Source organism: Pseudomonas sp. SK, assembly GCF_012975065.1.
Classification (GTDB): domain Bacteria; phylum Pseudomonadota; class Gammaproteobacteria; order Pseudomonadales; family Pseudomonadaceae; genus Aquipseudomonas; species Aquipseudomonas anuradhapurensis.
The window spans coordinates 1,690,242-1,707,784 of record NZ_CP051857.1 but is presented as its reverse complement, the minus strand read 5'-3'; the positions used below and the strand labels follow the sequence as shown (position 1 = coordinate 1,707,784).

Here is a 17,543-nt window from a genome sequence, read left to right as displayed (position 1 = left end):
AGAGTTGCTGGTTGCTAATGGCGGAGAACGAGGTGGGTATCGATGTCACGTAGGAAGCGTTGGGCATTGGCAGCTATTGCGCTGGGCGTGGGCGGGCTAGCCGCAGCGTTCGGGTTGATGTGGCGACCGGCAATCGACCCGATCGAGCGGCCCATGGCATTCGAACCCGCACAGATCGCGCGCGGTGCCCAGGTCGTCACCGCCGGCGACTGCGCGGTCTGCCATACGCGTCCTGGCGGCAAGTACCTGGCGGGCGGCCTGCCACTGGTGACGCCGTTTGGCACGCTGTACAGCACCAACATCACCCCTGACGCGCAAACCGGTATCGGCAAGTGGCCACTCGAAGCGTTCCAGCGCGCCATGCGCGACGGGATTTCCCGCGATGGGCATTTCCTCTACCCGGCCTTCCCATACACGCATTACCGGCTGCTCGACGATCAGGACCTGGCGGACGCCTACGCCTACCTGATGAGCGGGCCTCCGGTGCACCAGCCGGCAACCCCCAACCGCATGAAGTTCCCGATGAACCTTCGCCCGCTGGTCGCAGGCTGGAACCTGCTGTTCCTGCATTCAGCGCCGTTCGTGCAGACCGCGCAGGCGTCGCCGCAGTGGAACCGTGGCCGCTACCTGGTCGAAGGCGCGGGCCACTGCGGCGGATGCCATACCCCTTTGAACCTGCTCGGTGCCGAGAAAACGGGCCAGGCGCTTGCCGGTGGCGTGGTTGACGGCTGGGCGGCCCCTTCCCTGCTCGGCCTGGCCAGCCGCGAAACGCCCTGGACCCAAGCCCAGCTGGTGGATTACCTGCAAGCCAAGGTCGTCGACGGCCATGGCACCGCCGCCGGCCCCATGCGCCCGGTCACCCAGGAACTCGCGCGGCTGCCTCGGAGCGATGTCGAAGCCATGGCGGAATATCTGCTGGGTTTGCCGGCCTCCCCTCATCAACCCGCCACGCTGGAAACAAAAGCTGTGGCCTCGGCCGAATCGCCCAGCCTGGGTGGTGATCTGTTCCAGGCTGCATGCGCAGGCTGCCACGGCGCAGGCGCACCGATGCGCAGTATCGACGGCCGGCCAGCGCTGACGGCGACGTCCTCGGTGCAGGCCCCTGCGCCACGCAACTTCATCAAGACGGTACTGGAAGGCATTGCCCCCACACCCGGTGAGCCAGGCCCGGCGATGCCGCCGTTCGCGGCCAGCCTGAGCGACCAGCAGCTCGCCGCCCTGGCGGCCTTCGTCCGTGGCCAAGCCGCCCCAGAACGGCCGTGGCCGGATTTGCATTCGACTATTCAGGCTCTGCGCGAGGAGACCCCATGAGCAACGTGAACCTTACAGTCAACGGCCAGCTGCACAGCCTGGATATCGACCCGGACATGCCGCTGCTCTATGCCTTGCGCAACCACCTGGAACTCAACGGCGCCAAGTATGGCTGCGGGCTGGGCCAATGTGGCGCGTGCACCGTCATCGTCGACGACCAGCCGGTATTCGCCTGCGTGACGCCGTGTGCCGGCATGCAAGGCCGCCAGGTGCGCACCGTCGAGAGCCTGGGCACGCCTGAACGGCCAGGCCCGCTGCAGCAAGCCTTCATCGATACCCAGGCCGCGCAATGTGGCTACTGCATCGCCGGGATGATCATGCGCGCCCAGGCCTTGCTGGAGCACAATCCACAGCCCGACGCAGCCACCATCCGCGCACACATGGCCAGCAACCTGTGTCGCTGCGGCACGCATCTGCGCATCATCGAAGCGATCACCCGCGTCGTCGAAAACGGTGGCCTGCATGCCGTCCACAACTGAATTCGGTCGCCGCGCCTTCCTGCAAGGCGGCAGCCTGCTGATGGCATTCGCGCTGATGCCGGCCGCGCGCAAGGCACTGGCCGATACCGAGGTGGATACCCTCGGTACTGTCGTGCTCGCCCCGGACCTGCCTGGCAGCTTGCGTACCAACCCGTACCTCGACGCGTGGATCAGGGTCGGCGTCGAAGGCATCACCGTGTATACCGGCAAGGTGGAACTGGGCACCGGGGTAAAGACCGCGCTGTTGCAGATCGCCGCCGAGCGGCTGGACGTCTCGCCGGCAGCGGTGACGTTCCTCACGGCGGACACGGCGCTGACGCCGAACGAAGGCTACACGGCCGGCAGCCATACCATCTTCGACAGCGGCACGGCGCTGTTCAACGCCGCCGCGCAGGTGCGCCAGATGCTGATGGAGTCGGCCGCCAGGCGCTGGGGTGTGGAAGTGTCGTCGCTGCGCACCGGCGATGCGATGATCACGGCCCCGTCCGGCGCCCGCATGAGCTATGCCGAGGCGGTGGCAGGCGTGGACCTGCATCAATATGCCAAGGCCAGCTCGCCGGACCTTCCACCTGCGCAGTTCAAGCTCATCGGCCACGCCATCCCACGCCTGGATATTCCGGCCAAGGTCAGCGGTGGCGCGGCGTTCGTGCAGGACATGCGCCTGCCGGGCATGCTCCATGCCCGGGTGATCCGGTCACCCAGGCCGGGCTGCACGCTTACCGGCTTCGATCGCCAGGCGATTGAACGCCTGCCGGGCGTCGTCAAGGTGGTCGAGGACGGCAACTATCTCGCCGTGGTGGCCAAGGATGAATGGCAAGCGATCAAGGCGATGCGGGCGGGCTACGCGGCGGCGACGTGGACCACTGGCGAGGTGATCCCGGACCAGGCCGTCATCCACCAGCTGCTGCCCAGGCTGCAATCCAGGCGCTACCCCATCCAGCACGAAGGCCAGCCGACGCCTTCAAGTGGCAAGGGCTATCGGGCGCGCGTCAGCAAACAGTACCTGATGCATGGCTCTATCGGCCCCTCCTGTGCGCTGGCCTGGTTCAAGGACGGTAGGTTGACCGTCTGGACCCACACCCAGGGTGTGTTCCCGCTGCGTGCGGGCATCGCCGAAATGCTCGGCCTGCCGCTGAGCTCGGTACGCTGCATCCACGCCGAAGGCTCTGGATGCTATGGCCACAACGGCGCCGATGATGCCGCCGCCGACGCGGCGCTCATCGCCATGCGCGTGCCCGGTGTGCCGGTGCGCGTGCAGTGGATGCGTGAACAGGAAAACCTGTGGGAACCGTACAGCTCGGCCATGCTCAGCGAACTGGAGGCCAGCCTGGACAGCAGCGGGCGCATCAACCACTGGAAGTACCAGCTATGGACCACGCCGCATAACGAGCGCATCACCAACGCCGGCCGCCTGGTGCCCGCGCGCATGCTCGCCCGCCCGTTCACCTCGGCGCCATCGGTGCCGATTGCCCAGCCTGAAGGCGATGGCGACCGCAACGCGATCCCGCTGTACCAAACCGGCGCAAGCGACATCGACATGCACTTCATCAGCGAAATGCCGTTCCGCACTTCGGCAATGCGCTCGCTGGGTGCCCATATCAATGTGTTTGCCATCGAGGCCTGCCTGGACGAACTGGCGGCGCAGGCAGGCGTGGATGCCGTCGAGTTCCGCCTCAGCCACCTCACCGACCCAAGGGCCCGCGCCGTGGTCGAACGGGCCCGCGATGAATTCGCCTGGCCACGGCGTTCGTCTGCACCCGGCACGGGCATCGGCCTGGGCTTCGCCCGCTACAAGAACATCATGGGCTACTGCGCGGTGGCAGTGGAAATCCAGGTGCATCCGCAAACCGGCGAGATCGAGATTCAGCGGGTGGTCACGGCGGTGGACGTCGGGCAGATCGTCAATCCCGATGGGCTGCGCAACCAGGTCGAGGGCGGCATCGTCCAGTCGAGCAGCTGGACGCTCTACGAGGCGGTCAGTTATGACCCCGGCGGGGTACGCAGCTATGACTGGAGTGGCTATCCGATCCTGCGCTTCCCGCAACTGCCGAAACACGTGGAAGTGCACCTGATCGACCAGCCTGGCCAACCCTTCCTCGGTGCCGCCGAAATTGTCCAGGGCCCGATGGCGGCAGCCCTCGGTAACGCAGTGGCGGATGCCACCGGCCAGCGCCGGCTGGCGCTGCCGCTGACCCGCAAGGCGTGAATCGGCGGCGCTTGAACCTGTGTCTTGCAAAGGTAACGGCAGATGCAACATCTTGATGTGACGGTCCTGGAGCAGGCGCTGGCCTGGGCTGACCAAGGACACAGCGTGTGGCTATGCACGGTCCTTTCCACCTTCGGTTCGGCACCGCGCGCGCCTGGCGCAATGCTGGTGGCCATCCAGTCCGGTGCGCACTGCGGCTCGTTGTCCGGCGGCTGCGTCGAGGAGGCGTTTCTCGAAGCGCTCGGTCGTGGCGAGCATGCCGCACCGGCACAGGTCATCTGCTACGGCGCCAGTGCCGAGGAGCGAAGTCGCCTGCAACTGCCGTGTGGCGGTAGCCTGGACGTACTGGTCGAGCACCGACGCTCGAGCGCCGAATGGCGCGCCCACCTGGGCCAGTTGCTCGACGCTCTGCGCGGTCAACGTCGGCTGACCCGGGTGATCGACCTGGAAAGCGGCCTGTTCAGCACCCGCAGCCGCACCGACGGCAGCGACACCGTAGTGCGCAGCGGAAGCCGCCTGGAGATCGCCCTGGGCCCGGCACTGCGCTTGCTGCTGGCAGGCCTGTCACCGGTTGCCGAGGCCTGCGCACAGTTCGCCCTGGCCCTGGGCTTTGAAGTGATCGCTTGCGACCCGCGAGAAGAAGTGGCCGCGCTGTCGCTCGAAGGCGTGACGGTGATTCCGCTACTGCCCTCGAGCTACATCGCCAACGGCGGTTGCCACGCAGCGACGGCGGTGGTTGCGCTGACCCATGATCCGAAAATCGACGATCTCGCATTGATGGAGGCCGTGCACACGCCGGCCTTCTACATCGGTGCCATGGGCTCGAAACGGACCTCGGAAAAACGCGCGGAGCGATTGCGCCGGATCGGCGGCTTGACGCCTGCGGATGTCGATCGCCTGCACATGCCCATCGGCCTGGATATCGGCTCCAGGACCCCCGCCGAAATTGCATTGTCGGTGATGGCTGATGTGCTGCGGGTGTATCGAGGTAAAGCGCGAACGGCGCTTTGAAGGTTGCCGGGTTTTGCGAATTGCGCAATGCACTTGCCCCGGTTGTGCTGATTATCAGGTGGGGCGCCGGACATTAACCTGACTCCAGCAAACAGCCGCGCTATCGCTGCACTTGCCAACCGCATTCAAACCACTTGCAAAGGAACTGAGTAATGGCCCGTCATCTGTTCAATCCCATTCGCGTGGGCGCCTTGCAACTGCCGCACCGTATCGCCATGGCGCCACTGACCCGCTCCCGAGCAGGCCAACCCGGCGACATCCCGACGGCAATGGCGGCGCAATATTATGCCCAGCGCGCCAGCGCAGCGTTGATCATCACCGAAGCCACGCAAATCTCCCGGCAGGGGCAAGGTTATGCCTGGACACCCGGTATCTACACGGCTGAACAGATCGCAGCCTGGCAGCAGGTGAGCGACAAGGTGCACGCACAGGGCGGACGCATCTTCATGCAGCTGTGGCACGTCGGGCGCGTTTCGCACCCCAGCTTCCAGCCAGGTAATGGCCTGCCCGTTGCACCGAGTGCGATCGCCGCGCCCGGCAAGACGTTCATCGTCGACCACGACGGCAATGGCGTCTGGGGTGATGTACCGGTCCCGCGCGCCCTGGAAGTCGAAGAGATCGCGGCGATCATCGATGATTACCGTAATGCTGCGCTCAATGCCATGGCGGCGGGCATGGATGGCGTCGAGATCCATGCCGGCAACGGCTACCTGCTCGACCAGTTCATCAACAGCAACAGCAACCGGCGCAGCGACCCTTACGGCGGCTCGTACCAGAATCGGGCGCGCCTGCTGCTGGCGGTGGTCCAGGCCGTGGCGCAAGAGATCGGCGCAGATCGCGTCGGTGTGCGCCTCACCCCGATGGGGCGGTTCATGGGCATGGGCGACGACACCCCCTTCGAAACCTTCAGCTACATCGTCAAGTCGCTGAACCGCTACGGCCTGGCCTACCTGCACCTGGTCGAGCCCGCGGTCGTCGGCACCGTCAAGGACGAAAACTTCGACCCGCGCTGGGACGAGATCATCTTGCAGCTGCGCGATGCCTGGGAAGGTGTCCTGGTGATCGCAGGCGGCTACGACGCAGCTTCTGCCGAACAAGCGATTGCCGAAGGCCGTGCCGACGTGGTGGCTTTCGGCCGACCGTTCCTGGCCAACCCGGACTTGCCACGCCGCATCCGCGATGGCCTGCAACTCAACACCCCCGACCCAGCAACCTTCTTTGGTGGCGACGAACGAGGCTACATCGACTATCCAGCCCACCCCTGACAGCGCCGTGCCGACTGGCTGGATCGCCCAGCCCGTCTGCACGGCGGTACGCAGGTTTTAGCCGCATGGCTGGGCGCGAGCGACAAGATGGCCGTAACCGGCAGCGCGGGTGAAATCGGCGAGATGCCAGAGGTTGCCGTTGGCGCCCCAGGTGCCATCGGCGACGTCGACCAGCTGTATCGACGTCATCAGCATGCGCCCGTCAGCCTGCCCCACGCAGTGTTCGATGGCCTGGTGCAGGCCCTGCACATAATCCTTGCGCATCTGTGCATCGAGGACCCCGGCCGGCACCTTTACCGTGACGATGCAGGGAATGGCCTGGGCGTGCAGGTTCACCCCGCCACACAGCCAGTCAGCGCCACGCACCTGCTCGATGAGCACCCAGCACAGGCTGCGCTGCGGTAGCGCGTTACCGATGTGTTCGTGGGCGATGGCGGCCTCGCTGACGCGCTTGAGCAGCTGTTCGCGTTGCGCCTCGTTGAAAGCCCCGGCAGGTACCTTGATCAGGATGTTGGGCATGGCGGAAACCTTGATGATGAATGGAGGCGCCATTAGGCCTGCCAGCCGTTGCGTGCATAAGTGTCGGATCCGTCCCGTTTCGAGCATAATCCGCCAATGTACGATTTCACCATCCTGGTCACGCCGGGGGCATTCGCGACGAGCGTGGCCGCCACCCTGGACATCCTCGCCAGCGCAGCCACCGTCAGCGAGCGGCTCGGCCTGGCCGCACCACGCTGGCGGGTTTGCGGCCCGCAACCGGGGCCGGTAGCGCTGGGCCATGGCCTGCAACTGCCGGTGCAACCGCTCGAAGCAAACGCCGCGGACCATTCCTGCTGGGTCATACCGGGCATCGGCGTCAGCGACATCGAGCTGCTCGAGCAGCGCCTCGCCGAGCCATGGACAGCGCCCTGTCTCGCTGCGCTGCGCAGTCATATCGCCAACGGCCAGGAAATTGCCGCATCCTGCTCGGCGGTGTTTCTGCTGCAGGCAGCCGGGCTGCTGGACGGCCGGCGGGTGACCACCTCCTGGTGGCTGGCAGCGCATCTGCAGCAACTGGCGCCCGGTTGCCGCGTGGAGCCGGACTTCATGGTGCTGGCCGATCACCCGGTGACCACGGCAGGTGCCGCCTTCGCACAGACCGACCTGATGCTGCAACTGCTCCGGCGGCGCCTGTCACCTGCAATCGCCGACGCGGTGGGCAAGGCGCTGCTGCTCGACCGCCGGCAACTGCAGGCGCCTTTCGTCATCCCCGCCGTGCTGGCGCAAGGCAATGCGCTGATCTCGCGCCTGACTGCCGAAATCGACAAGTCACTGCCGCAACCGACCAGCGTCAAGGCCCTGGCGGCAAGCGTCGGCATGTCCGAGCGGACCCTGTCGCGGCATGTGCGCAAGGCAACGGGGCACTCCACCCAGCAGCTGATCCAGCGGGTGCAGTTGCACAAGGCCCGGGCGCTGCTCGAGTCTGGCGAGTACTCCGTCGAAGCGGTCTCGGCGCAGGTCGGCTACCAGGACGCCACGGCGCTCCGACGCTTGATGCGGCGCCTGCTCAATGCCACCCCGCGACAATTGCGCCAGCGCTGACTCAAGGCTGGCTGCGCCACCCTCAAGGTGAGGTCACGACCACCAGATAATGGCCTTGGGTCAACGGCTTGCCGTGCTCATCGACCAGCCTGTAGGCCTGGTCCACGCTGTGCCCACGATCAATGCGTACCGCCTGCGCCGGCAGCGCCTGCTCGTCCACCGCTTGGATGCCAATGACGCTGTCACGCGCCAGTGCCGGACAGTTATCCATGCGCCAACCGGCACTGCCCACGGTGGTGGTGCAGGATGGTTCGACGATGCTGCCACTGAATTGCAGCACTCCTGAGGCGACAACGCCGCCTGCCTGGGCCTGGCCCACCAGGGCCAGGCACATTGCCACACTCACTGCGAATCGCTTGCCGCTCATGATTTCCACTCCCCGATACCCACGCTTGAGACTATCGGATGAGCGTTGGCTGGCCTGGCTGCATGCGTGAGGTCGTTCACAAACCCGCAAAATAAACCACGCGACGGTTTAAGAAACGTCTCAAAGCCGGCGGCGGTGCAGCGGTCTAGGATAGCCAGGCCCCTCCCAGCCAACCTCACCGGAGCCCCTTCCCGACCATGTCGCGCCTGCTTCATACCCTCTCGCGCCCGGCCATGGCGGCACTCCTGCTGATGAGCCTGGCCTCCACGGCCTGGTGCCAACTCAAGATCGAAGGCACGCGCCTGATCTACCAGGGCTCGGCCAAGGAAGCGAACATCAACGTGGTCAATCGCAGCGGCCTCGACACGGTCGTGCAGAGCTGGGTCAGCAGCCCCGACGAGGGCCGCGATACCCCCTTCGCGGTTGTCCCGCCGTTAGCCTTGATACCGGCCAACGGCCAGCAGCTGCTGCGGGTGCTGTACGCCGGCCAGGGCCTGCCCGAGGACAGGGAGTCACTGTTCTGGCTGAACATTCTCGAGATCCCGCGCAAGCCCGAACAGGCCGACACCCTGCAGTTCGCCATCCGCCAGCGCCTGAAGCTGTTCTACCGCCCTGCCGGCCTGCCAGGCTCGGCCAGTGCGGCAGCCGATGGCCTGCAATGGCGCACGCCCCAGCCCGGCCGGATCGAAGTGCATAACCCGAGTGCCTTCCATGTTTCGCTGGTGGACCTGCGGCTCGACAACCCTGGGCAGTCGCAACAGCTCACGGACTATATCCTGCTGCGCCCGGGGCAATCGCTCACCCTCGAAGCACCTTCACCCTTGCCCGTGCAGAGCCACCTGACGTTCAGCGAACTCACCGATATCGGCCTGCAGAGGCCCCACCGCATCGCGCTGCCGTGAACCCACTGCCACAGGATAGCTACCCCATGACCCCGATCCGCAAACACCTGCTGGGCCTGTTGCTCGTCGCCGCCAGCTGCCCCGCCACCAGTTATGCCCTGTCCTGCAAGCTGGACCCGTCCAAGGCGGCGGTATTCAAGGAGGCACTGGGCACCGCACTGGCAGTACCGGCCGACGCGCCCGACGGCACGATCATCTGGGAGTCGGCACCCCACTCGCTTCCGGTCATCTGCGCCGACGACTATGAAACCGGCATCAGGGAAGACGTCTATTTCTATGTCAACCCGGCCAAAGCCAATATTGGCAAGGGCATACGGGTCGGGATTCGCTACGGCTCGCAGACCATCACCCAGAGTTCGGGCGCCGTCACCACGGGCTACAACTCGCTTCATGGTTGCAGCTGGGCGAACTGTGCAGGCTGGGACAAGGCCCGCTTCACCCTGAACTTCACCGTGTTCATCGAAAAGTACGGCGCAACGCCAACCGATGGGCAAGCCAGCACGCTCAGCGAATACCGGGTGTTCCAGCTGGACGGCAGAGGTGGCCTCAATCCCAAGCCCAACAGCAACCTCAACTATGTGGTCACCGGCATGAACAACATCCGCTTCGTGCCTTGCTCGCCTGAATTGACCATCTTGCCTTCGGTGGTCAATTTCCGCCGTGCCCTGGCCAGCTCGGCACAGGTCGGCCAGGTCGCCAGCTCGGCCGATTTCAGCCTCGACCTGGTGCGGTCGTGCGACACCCCCTACACCGTCAATGCTCGCTTCACCCCGGTCGCTGGCAGCGCCAGCGTCATCGACAAGCTGCTGGTGCCCAGCAACAACAGCTCGGTCGGCATCGCCCTGACCCGGCAGGACAGCAACCAACCGGTGCCCTTCGACAGTTGGTTCAAGCTGGCCGAGCTGACCGGGCCGGGCGTGATCCGCAACGCGTTCCGCGCCGACCTGATCTGGCGCTCGGCGGCCATCCCCGGTCCGTTCGAAGCCATGGCGCTGGTGGACCTGTATTACAAGTAAGCCCACGGCCAGACGGCCTTTAAGGATCGTCTGATGTCCAGTTGCCAGCGGCTTGCCTACATTCGCCGCATGCGACTCAAAGCCTACCTGCAACAGATCAACCCCCTCCTCTCCGACCCCGAGGCAGCGCGCCGGCTGCTTCGGCTGCTGGCGATCGTGCTGTCGGCCGGCATTCTCGGCGCGGCCTACAATTTCCTGTCGTTCACCTTCAACACCGACATCGCCCGGCGCCACGGCGCCATGAGCAGCGCGATCGCCGAGGCGCACACTTTCTTCACCAACCGCGAGGCACTGCTGGAGAGCCTGAGCCTCGCGGCCGTGCGCCAGACGGAACCGGGCGCGGACTGGCTGCCCCTGGCCCCGGGCGAAGAAGTGCACCTGGAACTGGGCAGCCAGCCGGGCAAGCGCTGGAGCCTGTGGCTGACCCAGCGCATGTGCGCCTACCTCCAGGCCAGGCAGGTCAACCTGCTGTACGTCGACACGGCAGCCCCGGCTCCGATGCGCTGGCTATACCATGCAGACGCCGAGGCCGCGCCGCCTTCGCCTGCGCTGCTGGAACAGCTGCGTGCTGCAGGGGAACGATCCACCGCGCCCCAGGAATTGTGGCTGGCCGACCGGGACGCGCACCGCTCGCGCCTGTTCATCTTCCTGCGCCTGGACGAGCGCGACGCCGATTCGGGCTGGCTGGGCCTGGAAATCGACAGCCAGGCCGTGGCGCCGGCGCTCCGGGATGCCAGCGCAGGCGAATTCATGATGTTCAACGCCGACGGCATGCTGGTATTCACCAACAGCCCGGGGCCGACGCTGGAGCGCTCGCTGCGCCAGCCCGTGGGCAACGACTTTTTCGGCTTCGCCGGCCAGGGATTGCTGCCTGAGCACCTGGTCATCAGCAAGCCATTGATGTCCTCGGACTGGCAACTGGTCTACGCGATCGACCTGTCCGCCATCCTTGCCGGCCTGTGGCAACAACTGCTCGGTGCCTTGCTGTTCTGCGTGCTCAGCATCAGCTTGATACGGGTACTGATCCAGCGTTTCGACCAGCGCTTCTTCACCCCCACCGTCGAACGCATCCGCGCACTGGTGGAAAGCGAGATGTTCAGCCGTGACGTCATCGAAACCGCCCCCGTCGCCCTGTGTGTGCTGCGCCGCAGCGATGGCCAGGTGGTGCTGGAAAACCACCTGGCCCAGCAGTGGCTGGATCAGGACCAGGCCCGCAGCCTGCGCAGCGCGCAATGGATCGAGCAGGCTTTCGAGCGGCCCGACGGCCAGTGCAGCGACTACTTCGAGAGCGCCGAAGGGCGCCACCTGTACCTGAGCTGCTCACCCACCCGCTACAAGGGCGAGCAGGTGCTGCTGTGCGCGTTCAGCGACATCAGTACCCGCAAGCAGATCGAGGCCGCGCTGGAGGACGCCCGGCGCGCGGCCGACGCCGCCAACGAAGCGAAGACGCAGTTCCTGGCGACCATGAGCCATGAAATCCGCACGCCGTTGTATGGCGTGCTGGGCACCCTGGAGCTGCTCTCGCGTACCACGCTCGACGCCCAGCAACGCGATTACCTGAGGGCCATCGAAGGTTCCTCGTCAACCTTGCTGCAGCTGATCTGCGACGTGCTGGACGTGTCGAAGATCGAGGCCGGCCAACTGGCCCTCGAACTCAGCGAGTTCAGTGCCCCGGACCTGGTCCGCGAAGTGATCCAGGGCTACAGCGCAGCGGCCACGAGCAAGGGCCTGCAGCTCTACAGCTGCCTGGACCCGCGCCTGCCGGAACACCTGATCGGCGACGTCAACCGGATCCGCCAGATCCTCAACAACCTGTTGAGCAACGCGGTCAAGTTCACCGATTGCGGGCGCGTGGTGCTGCGCGCCAGGCTGCTCAACCGCGACGGCGAGCGCTCCTGCCTGTTGTGGCAGGTGTCGGACACCGGCAAGGGCATCGCCGAACAGGACCAACCGTTCATCTTCGACGCCTTCTACCAGACCGAAGGGTACACCCAGGCCATCCCCGGCACCGGGCTCGGGCTGCCGATCTGCCAGCGCCTGACGCAACTGATGAACGGCCAGCTGCGCCTGGTCAGCGAGCTGGGGCTGGGCAGCAGCTTCAGCCTGAGCCTGCCCCTGGAAGAGGCGTCAGGCCGTGCCAGCGCCCCGTTCAACCTGCTGGCCGAACGCATTCACGTGGTATCGCCGGTACACGAACTGGCCGAAGCCATCAGTGGCTGGCTGTGCCGCTGGGGCGCACGCGCCCAGGTCGGCGCGCCGCCAGCGGGCAGCGCCCTGGCTGGCGAACTGCTGGTCGAACTGCATCCCGGCAATGTCGAGCGCTGGCTGGTCGCCGAATGGCCTGGCCCACGCATCCTGGCCAGCGCCCAGGACTGCTGGGAGGCGCGGCACGAAGCCGGTCACTGGCAGGTCAACCTCAACGACCTGGCGGCCCTGCACCAGGCCGTCGGCCAGGCCCAGGGCCTGCGCCGCCCCCGGGACCAGGCCGTGCCGGCCCCCTCGACCGAGCCACTGGGGCTGCACGTGCTGGTGGCCGAGGACAACGTCATCAACCAGTTGATCCTGCGTGACCAGCTCGAACAGCTCGGCTGCAGCGTGGCCTTGGCCAGCGACGGCGAACAGGCCCTGCAAGCCTGGCAGCGCGAGCATTTCGACCTGCTGCTGACCGACGTCAACATGCCCGCCATGAACGGCTACGAACTGGCCCGCGCCCTGCGCCGGCTGGGCTGCACCCGGCCCATCGTCGGTGCCACCGCCAATGCCCTGCGCGGCGAGGAAGAACTGTGCCTGGCCGCCGGCATGGATCGCTGCCTGATCAAGCCCTTCAACCTGCAAGCCCTGTTCAACTGCCTGGCCCCGTATCGAGGTAGCCGTCTTGAAGCCCTTTAACATCCTGATCGTCGAAGACCACCCGTTCCAGCATATGTACCTGCAACACCTGTTCAGCGAACTCGGCAGCTTCAACCTGGAAGCGGCCCGGGATGGCCAGGAAGCGCTGGAGCGCTTGCGCCAGCGTGACTTCGACCTGGTCCTGACCGACCTGCTGATGCCCGGCATGGACGGTGTGCAGTTCATCCAGCACCTCGCCGGGCTGCGCCACAAGCCAGGCCTGGCGATCATGAGCGCGGCCTCGCGGCGCATGCTGATGGCGGCCAGCCTGGTGGCCAAGAACCTCGGCGTGGACGTGCTCGGGCTGATCTCCAAGCCCGTCGAGCCCAGCGCACTGCGCAGCCTGATCGACCAATTGCAGCTGCACCATCAGGCGCCGGCCCAGGCCACGGCGGCCAGCCCCGAATTCGACCGCCAGACCTTGGTCGATGCCTTGAACAACCGGGCCTTCCAGGCCTGGTTCCAACCCAAGAAGTCCTTGCACAACGGCCGCATCGTCGCGGCCGAGGCGCTGGTGCGCTGGATGCATCCGGAGCAAGGCGTGCTGCTGCCAGGCACCTTCCTGCCAGCGCTCAATGCCTTCGGCCTGGAGGAACGGCTGCTGTGGGTGATGCTCAAGCAAGCCATGGATGCCCAGGCGCGCTGGCGGGAACGGGGCTATGACATCCCGGTGTCGATCAACCTGCCGACCCACCTGCTGAACAGCCATGACCTGGCCGACCGCCTGCTGGAATTCGTCCTGCACCACCAGGGCGTGCCCGGCAAGCTCTGCTTCGAGCTGATGGAATGCTCCATTCCCGAACAACTGAGCAACTTCTATGCGGGTGCCTGCCGCCTGCGCATGAAAGGTTTCGGCCTGTCCCAGGACGACTTCGGCAAAGGCTACAGCTCCTACATGAGCCTGGTCTCGACGCCCTTCACCGAACTCAAGATCGACCGCGCGCTGGTGCAGCGTTGCGATGAAAGCGAAAGCCTGGCCTCGGCCCTGGCCAGCATCGTCGCCCTGGGCCGCAAGCTCGGCCTCACCGTGGTCGCCGAAGGGGTGGAGACGCCGCAGGAGCTCGAACTGCTGCGCAAGGTCGATTGCAACCAGGTGCAGGGCTTCCTGATTTCCCATGCCGTGTCGGCGGAACAGTTCCAGCGCCTGCTGAACAGCGACGGCCCGCCGTCGGCCTACTGACCCGTTGTAACTCACGGCGCCGGGCGGGCATCCAAGGTAATCTACATTGGTTATCGACGCCCCACGGCCTTGCGGATCCTTGCATGAAACAGTACAACGCCCTGCTGGAAAACCTGGCCCGCAGCTCCCTGCGCCTGAACAAAGGCATGACCGTGCTGCTGGGCCTGGCACTGCTGCTGGCGGGCTTCAGCTTGTGGTCGATCGAGCGCCTGGTCGAAGAACACAGCGATACGATCAGCATCCATTTCGCCCGCCTGATGGAGAATGTCCAGGAACAGGAAACCTTCCTCCAGGCCCTCGTGCAACGCAGCGCCAAGGGGGAGTTGCTGGACTACCCTCGCGCGCTGGAACCCGTGCTGACGCCGCTGCCCGAAGAAGGGCCGGACATTTACAAGGGCGAGGTCTTTCCATTCTCCATGCCGTTCAGCCTCAAGCTAGACCGGCGCCATTTCGCTGACCGCGACGTGTCGGAGGTGTACACCCAAGGGGCGAACCTGGCCAGTTTCTACAGCATGTTCTGGTCAGCCTCACCCTACCGCTCGCCGCAGGTGTTCCTGTTCTCGCCGGATGCCCGTTACGACATCACCGTGCCCGCTGCAGGACGCGGGCGCGGCAAGCCCGAGGAAGAACCGTTCATCGACGTCATCCGCCAGGTCATGGCACGCCAGCCGCACGCCGAGGATTGGCGCCCCGGAGGCGCAATCATCTGGCGCAGCTATGTCGAACAGCCGGACCAGGCCTCCCCGCCGCGTGTGCTGGCCTACGCCAATGTCATCCTGCACCCGGCCAAGGGCGACAGCCAGCGCACGCAAGTGGCGTCGCTGGTGGACCTGGCGCAGATCGACGATTTCGAACGCATCATGGACTGGACCGTGTATGACCACTTCAACCTCATCGCCCCGTCCGGCGAGGTGCTGATCGGCACGCCTGCCTCCCTGGAGGGCGTGCACGAGGGCCTCAACATCAAAGCCGAAGGCCTGGTGTTCCGCCTGCACGAACAGGCCAACGGCGGCTGGAGCGCGGTCTACACCGTGACCTACCGGCACTTCTTCCGTTATGCGTTCTGGTCGCTGACCAGCATCGCCGCCACCTTCCTGGTGCTGATCGGGCTGGGCCGGGTGGCCATCCGCTGGTATCAGCGCCAAGTCGTCCTGCCGGCACGCGCCGCCCACGAAACCATCGCCGAGAGCGAGGCCTTCAGCCGGGTGGTCATCGATACCGCCCCGACCGGCCTGTGCGTGGTGCGTAGCAGCGACCATGAAGTGTTGCTGGAGAACCAGCGGGCGCAGCAATGGCAAGGCACCCGCGAACTGGTCAGCACCCTCGCCTCGACGGTGGACGAGGCCAGCAGCGGCGAACATTCCCTGCAGGTCGCAGGCCGCCACCTGCAGGTGGGTTTCGTGTCGACCCGCTACCACGGCGAAGACGTGCGCCTTTATGCATTCAACGACGTAACCCGCCACGTCGAGGACGCCCAGGCGCTGGACGAGGCGCGCCGCGCCGCCGATGCCGCCAACACTGCCAAGACCCTGTTCCTGGCGACCATGAGCCACGAGATCCGCACCCCGCTGTACGGCGTGCTGGGCACCCTCGAGCTGCTCGGCCTGACGCAGCTGGATGCTCGCCAACAAGGCTACCTGCACACCATCCAGCGCTCCTCGGCAACCCTGTTCCAGCTGATCAGCGACGTGCTCGACGTGACCAAGATCGAGTCCGGGCAAATGGCGCTCGAGCCGGTAACGTTCTGCCCGCTGGAACTGCTCGAGGACACCGTGCGCACCTATCGCGCCTTCGCCGAGCGCAAGGGCTTGCTGCTGTATGCCTGCCACGACGCCCGCCTGCCGGCCCAGGTGGTCGGCGACCCGATACGCATCCGCCAGATCCTCAACAACCTGCTGAGCAACGCCATCAAGTTCACTGACACCGGCCGGGTGGTGCTGCGCACCCGTGTGCTGGCGCTCGACGCCAACCAGGTCAGCCTGCAGTTCCAGGTTGCCGATACCGGCATCGGCATTTCCCAGGCGCAGCAAGCCAGGTTGTTCGAATTGTTCTACCAGGTCGCCGACGCCTCCAGCGAGAGCGGCGCAGGCCTGGGCCTGCCGATCTGCGGCTGGCTGGCCGAGATGATGGGCGGCCGGATCAAGGTGGTCAGCGAGCCGGGCCTGGGCAGCAGCTTCTCGCTCACCGTCAGCCTGCCGCTGGCCGAGGGGGCGCTGAGCGACTGCCCGAGCCTGGTGCCCGACCCGACCCCGGTGTACGTGCGTGCGCCGATACCGGAACTTGCCCAGCATGGCGTCGACTGGCTGCAGCGCCTGGGCATCGCCGCCACCCTGACGATTCCCCCCCTCGAGCAGGACAACCCCCAGGCCCTGCTGGTCGACCTGCTCGACTGCCCGGACGCTGCCAGCTGGCATGGCCAGCGGATCTGCGCCTGCAGCGACGGCCCGGCCCCCGGTGCATTCATCGACGGCTGCTGGCGGGTAGACCTGCATGACGTGCGCGCCATCGCCCAGGCCATCGCCCTGGTGCGCCAGGGCGGGGCGGCCGATGGCCACGACCCCACCCAGCAGCAACGTGCCGCCCTGCGCCTGCATGTGCTGGTGGCCGAGGACAATCCGATCAACCAGGCGATCCTGCAGGAGCAGCTCGAGGCGCTGGGCTGCACCACGGTCGTCGCGGCCAACGGCGAACAGGCCATGCAACGCTGGCAGCCAGGCCTGTTCGACCTGGTCCTGACCGACGTGAACATGCCGTTGATGAATGGCTACGAACTGGCCAGGACCCTGCGCCAGCACGACGCCCGCCTGCCGATCATCGGCGTTACCGCCAATGCCCTGCGCGAAGAGGGCCAGCGCTGCCTCGAGGTGGGCATGAATGCCTGGATGGTCAAACCGTTGAGCCTGCAGGCCTTGCGCAGCCATCTGCTCCGTCTGTGCCGGCCGGTCCTGGCCGATGGGCCCAGCCAGGCGCAAGCGGACACCCACGGCAGCTCGCCCCTGCCCGCCACCGGCGACACCGTGCAAGTACCCGCCAGCATGCGCGCGCTGTTCATCAGCACCCTGCACGAAGACCTGCAGCAGTTGCGCCTGGCCCTCGAACAGCGCGACCATCGGCGTCTTGGCGAGCGCCTGCACAGCGTCGCCGGGGCCCTCGGTGCGGTGCAGGCCAGAGCCCTGTCCGAGCAGTGCTGCGCACTTGAGGACGCGCTGGCCAACTCGCCGCTCGACGCTACCCTGGCGGCTAGGATGCGGGAGGTGCTGGACAGGTTGTCGGCCATGCTCGACAGCCTTGCATAGAATCAACTACAGCGCTGATAACGCATGGAAACCACCCTCT

Annotated in this window: 13 protein-coding genes; 11 read left to right on the top strand and 2 right to left on the bottom strand. The window is 66.0% G+C overall.

The genetic code is table 11. The annotated features are described in order from the left end of the window. The first annotated feature begins 153 nt into the window (after positions 1-153). From HG549_RS07855 to HG549_RS07835, 5 genes are all read left to right on the top strand, one after another. Positions 154-1,311, top strand: coding sequence for a cytochrome c (locus HG549_RS07855; RefSeq protein ID WP_372241547.1), 1,158 nt, complete (start codon positions 154-156; stop codon positions 1,309-1,311). Next, positions 1,308-1,790 (top strand): (2Fe-2S)-binding protein, encoded by a 483-nt coding sequence (locus HG549_RS07850; RefSeq protein WP_170028970.1) that lies wholly within the window; start codon positions 1,308-1,310, stop codon positions 1,788-1,790. Before HG549_RS07855 ends, HG549_RS07850 begins: the two co-directional genes overlap by 4 nt. Further along, positions 1,774-3,996, top strand: a complete 2,223-nt coding sequence (locus HG549_RS07845; protein ID WP_170028969.1) for a molybdopterin cofactor-binding domain-containing protein — start codon at positions 1,774-1,776, stop codon at positions 3,994-3,996. Before HG549_RS07850 ends, HG549_RS07845 begins: the two co-directional genes overlap by 17 nt. A 42-nt stretch (positions 3,997-4,038) precedes the next feature. Beyond that, complete coding sequence (locus HG549_RS07840; RefSeq protein ID WP_170028968.1) at positions 4,039-5,007, top strand: XdhC family protein; 969 nt, start codon at positions 4,039-4,041, stop codon at positions 5,005-5,007. Positions 5,008-5,159: 152 nt separating this feature from the next. After that, a complete protein-coding gene (locus tag HG549_RS07835; RefSeq protein WP_170028967.1) occupies positions 5,160-6,272 on the top strand; it encodes an alkene reductase in 1,113 nt (370 codons plus the stop codon). A 57-nt stretch (positions 6,273-6,329) separates the two neighbouring features. Here the strand turns inward: HG549_RS07835 and HG549_RS07830 are convergent, their stop codons facing one another. After that, positions 6,330-6,791, bottom strand: a complete 462-nt coding sequence (locus HG549_RS07830; protein ID WP_170028966.1) for a tautomerase family protein — start codon at positions 6,789-6,791, stop codon at positions 6,330-6,332. A 96-nt stretch (positions 6,792-6,887) separates the two neighbouring features. Between HG549_RS07830 and HG549_RS07825 the strand changes: the two genes are divergently transcribed. Next, entirely contained in the window at positions 6,888-7,853 is a 966-nt protein-coding gene (locus HG549_RS07825) for a GlxA family transcriptional regulator (protein ID WP_170028965.1), read from the top strand. Between the two features lie 22 nt (positions 7,854-7,875). Here the strand turns inward: HG549_RS07825 and HG549_RS07820 are convergent, their stop codons facing one another. Further along, positions 7,876-8,220 carry a hypothetical protein gene (locus HG549_RS07820; protein WP_170028964.1) on the bottom strand — a complete coding sequence of 115 codons (345 nt, stop codon included), beginning with the start codon at positions 8,218-8,220 and terminating at the stop codon, positions 7,876-7,878. A 197-nt stretch (positions 8,221-8,417) separates the two neighbouring features. Here HG549_RS07820 and HG549_RS07815 point away from each other — a divergent pair, with 197 nt between their 5' ends. The 5 genes from HG549_RS07815 (at position 8,418) to HG549_RS07795 (ending at position 17,503) form a co-directional block, all read left to right on the top strand. After that, entirely contained in the window at positions 8,418-9,122 is a 705-nt protein-coding gene (locus tag HG549_RS07815; protein ID WP_170028963.1) for a molecular chaperone, read from the top strand. Between the two features lie 26 nt (positions 9,123-9,148). Next, a complete protein-coding gene (locus HG549_RS07810; protein ID WP_170028962.1) occupies positions 9,149-10,138 on the top strand; it encodes a fimbrial protein in 990 nt (329 codons plus the stop codon). Between the two features lie 69 nt (positions 10,139-10,207). Beyond that, a complete protein-coding gene (locus HG549_RS07805; RefSeq protein ID WP_170034088.1) occupies positions 10,208-13,027 on the top strand; it encodes an ATP-binding protein in 2,820 nt (939 codons plus the stop codon). Next, on the top strand, positions 13,014-14,207 hold the full coding sequence (locus HG549_RS07800) for an EAL domain-containing protein (protein WP_170028961.1): 1,194 nt from the start codon (positions 13,014-13,016) through the stop codon (positions 14,205-14,207). Before HG549_RS07805 ends, HG549_RS07800 begins: the two co-directional genes overlap by 14 nt. Positions 14,208-14,290: 83 nt before the next feature. Further along, positions 14,291-17,503 (top strand): hybrid sensor histidine kinase/response regulator, encoded by a 3,213-nt coding sequence (locus HG549_RS07795; protein ID WP_170028960.1) that lies wholly within the window; start codon positions 14,291-14,293, stop codon positions 17,501-17,503. The last annotated feature ends 40 nt before the right edge of the window (positions 17,504-17,543 follow it).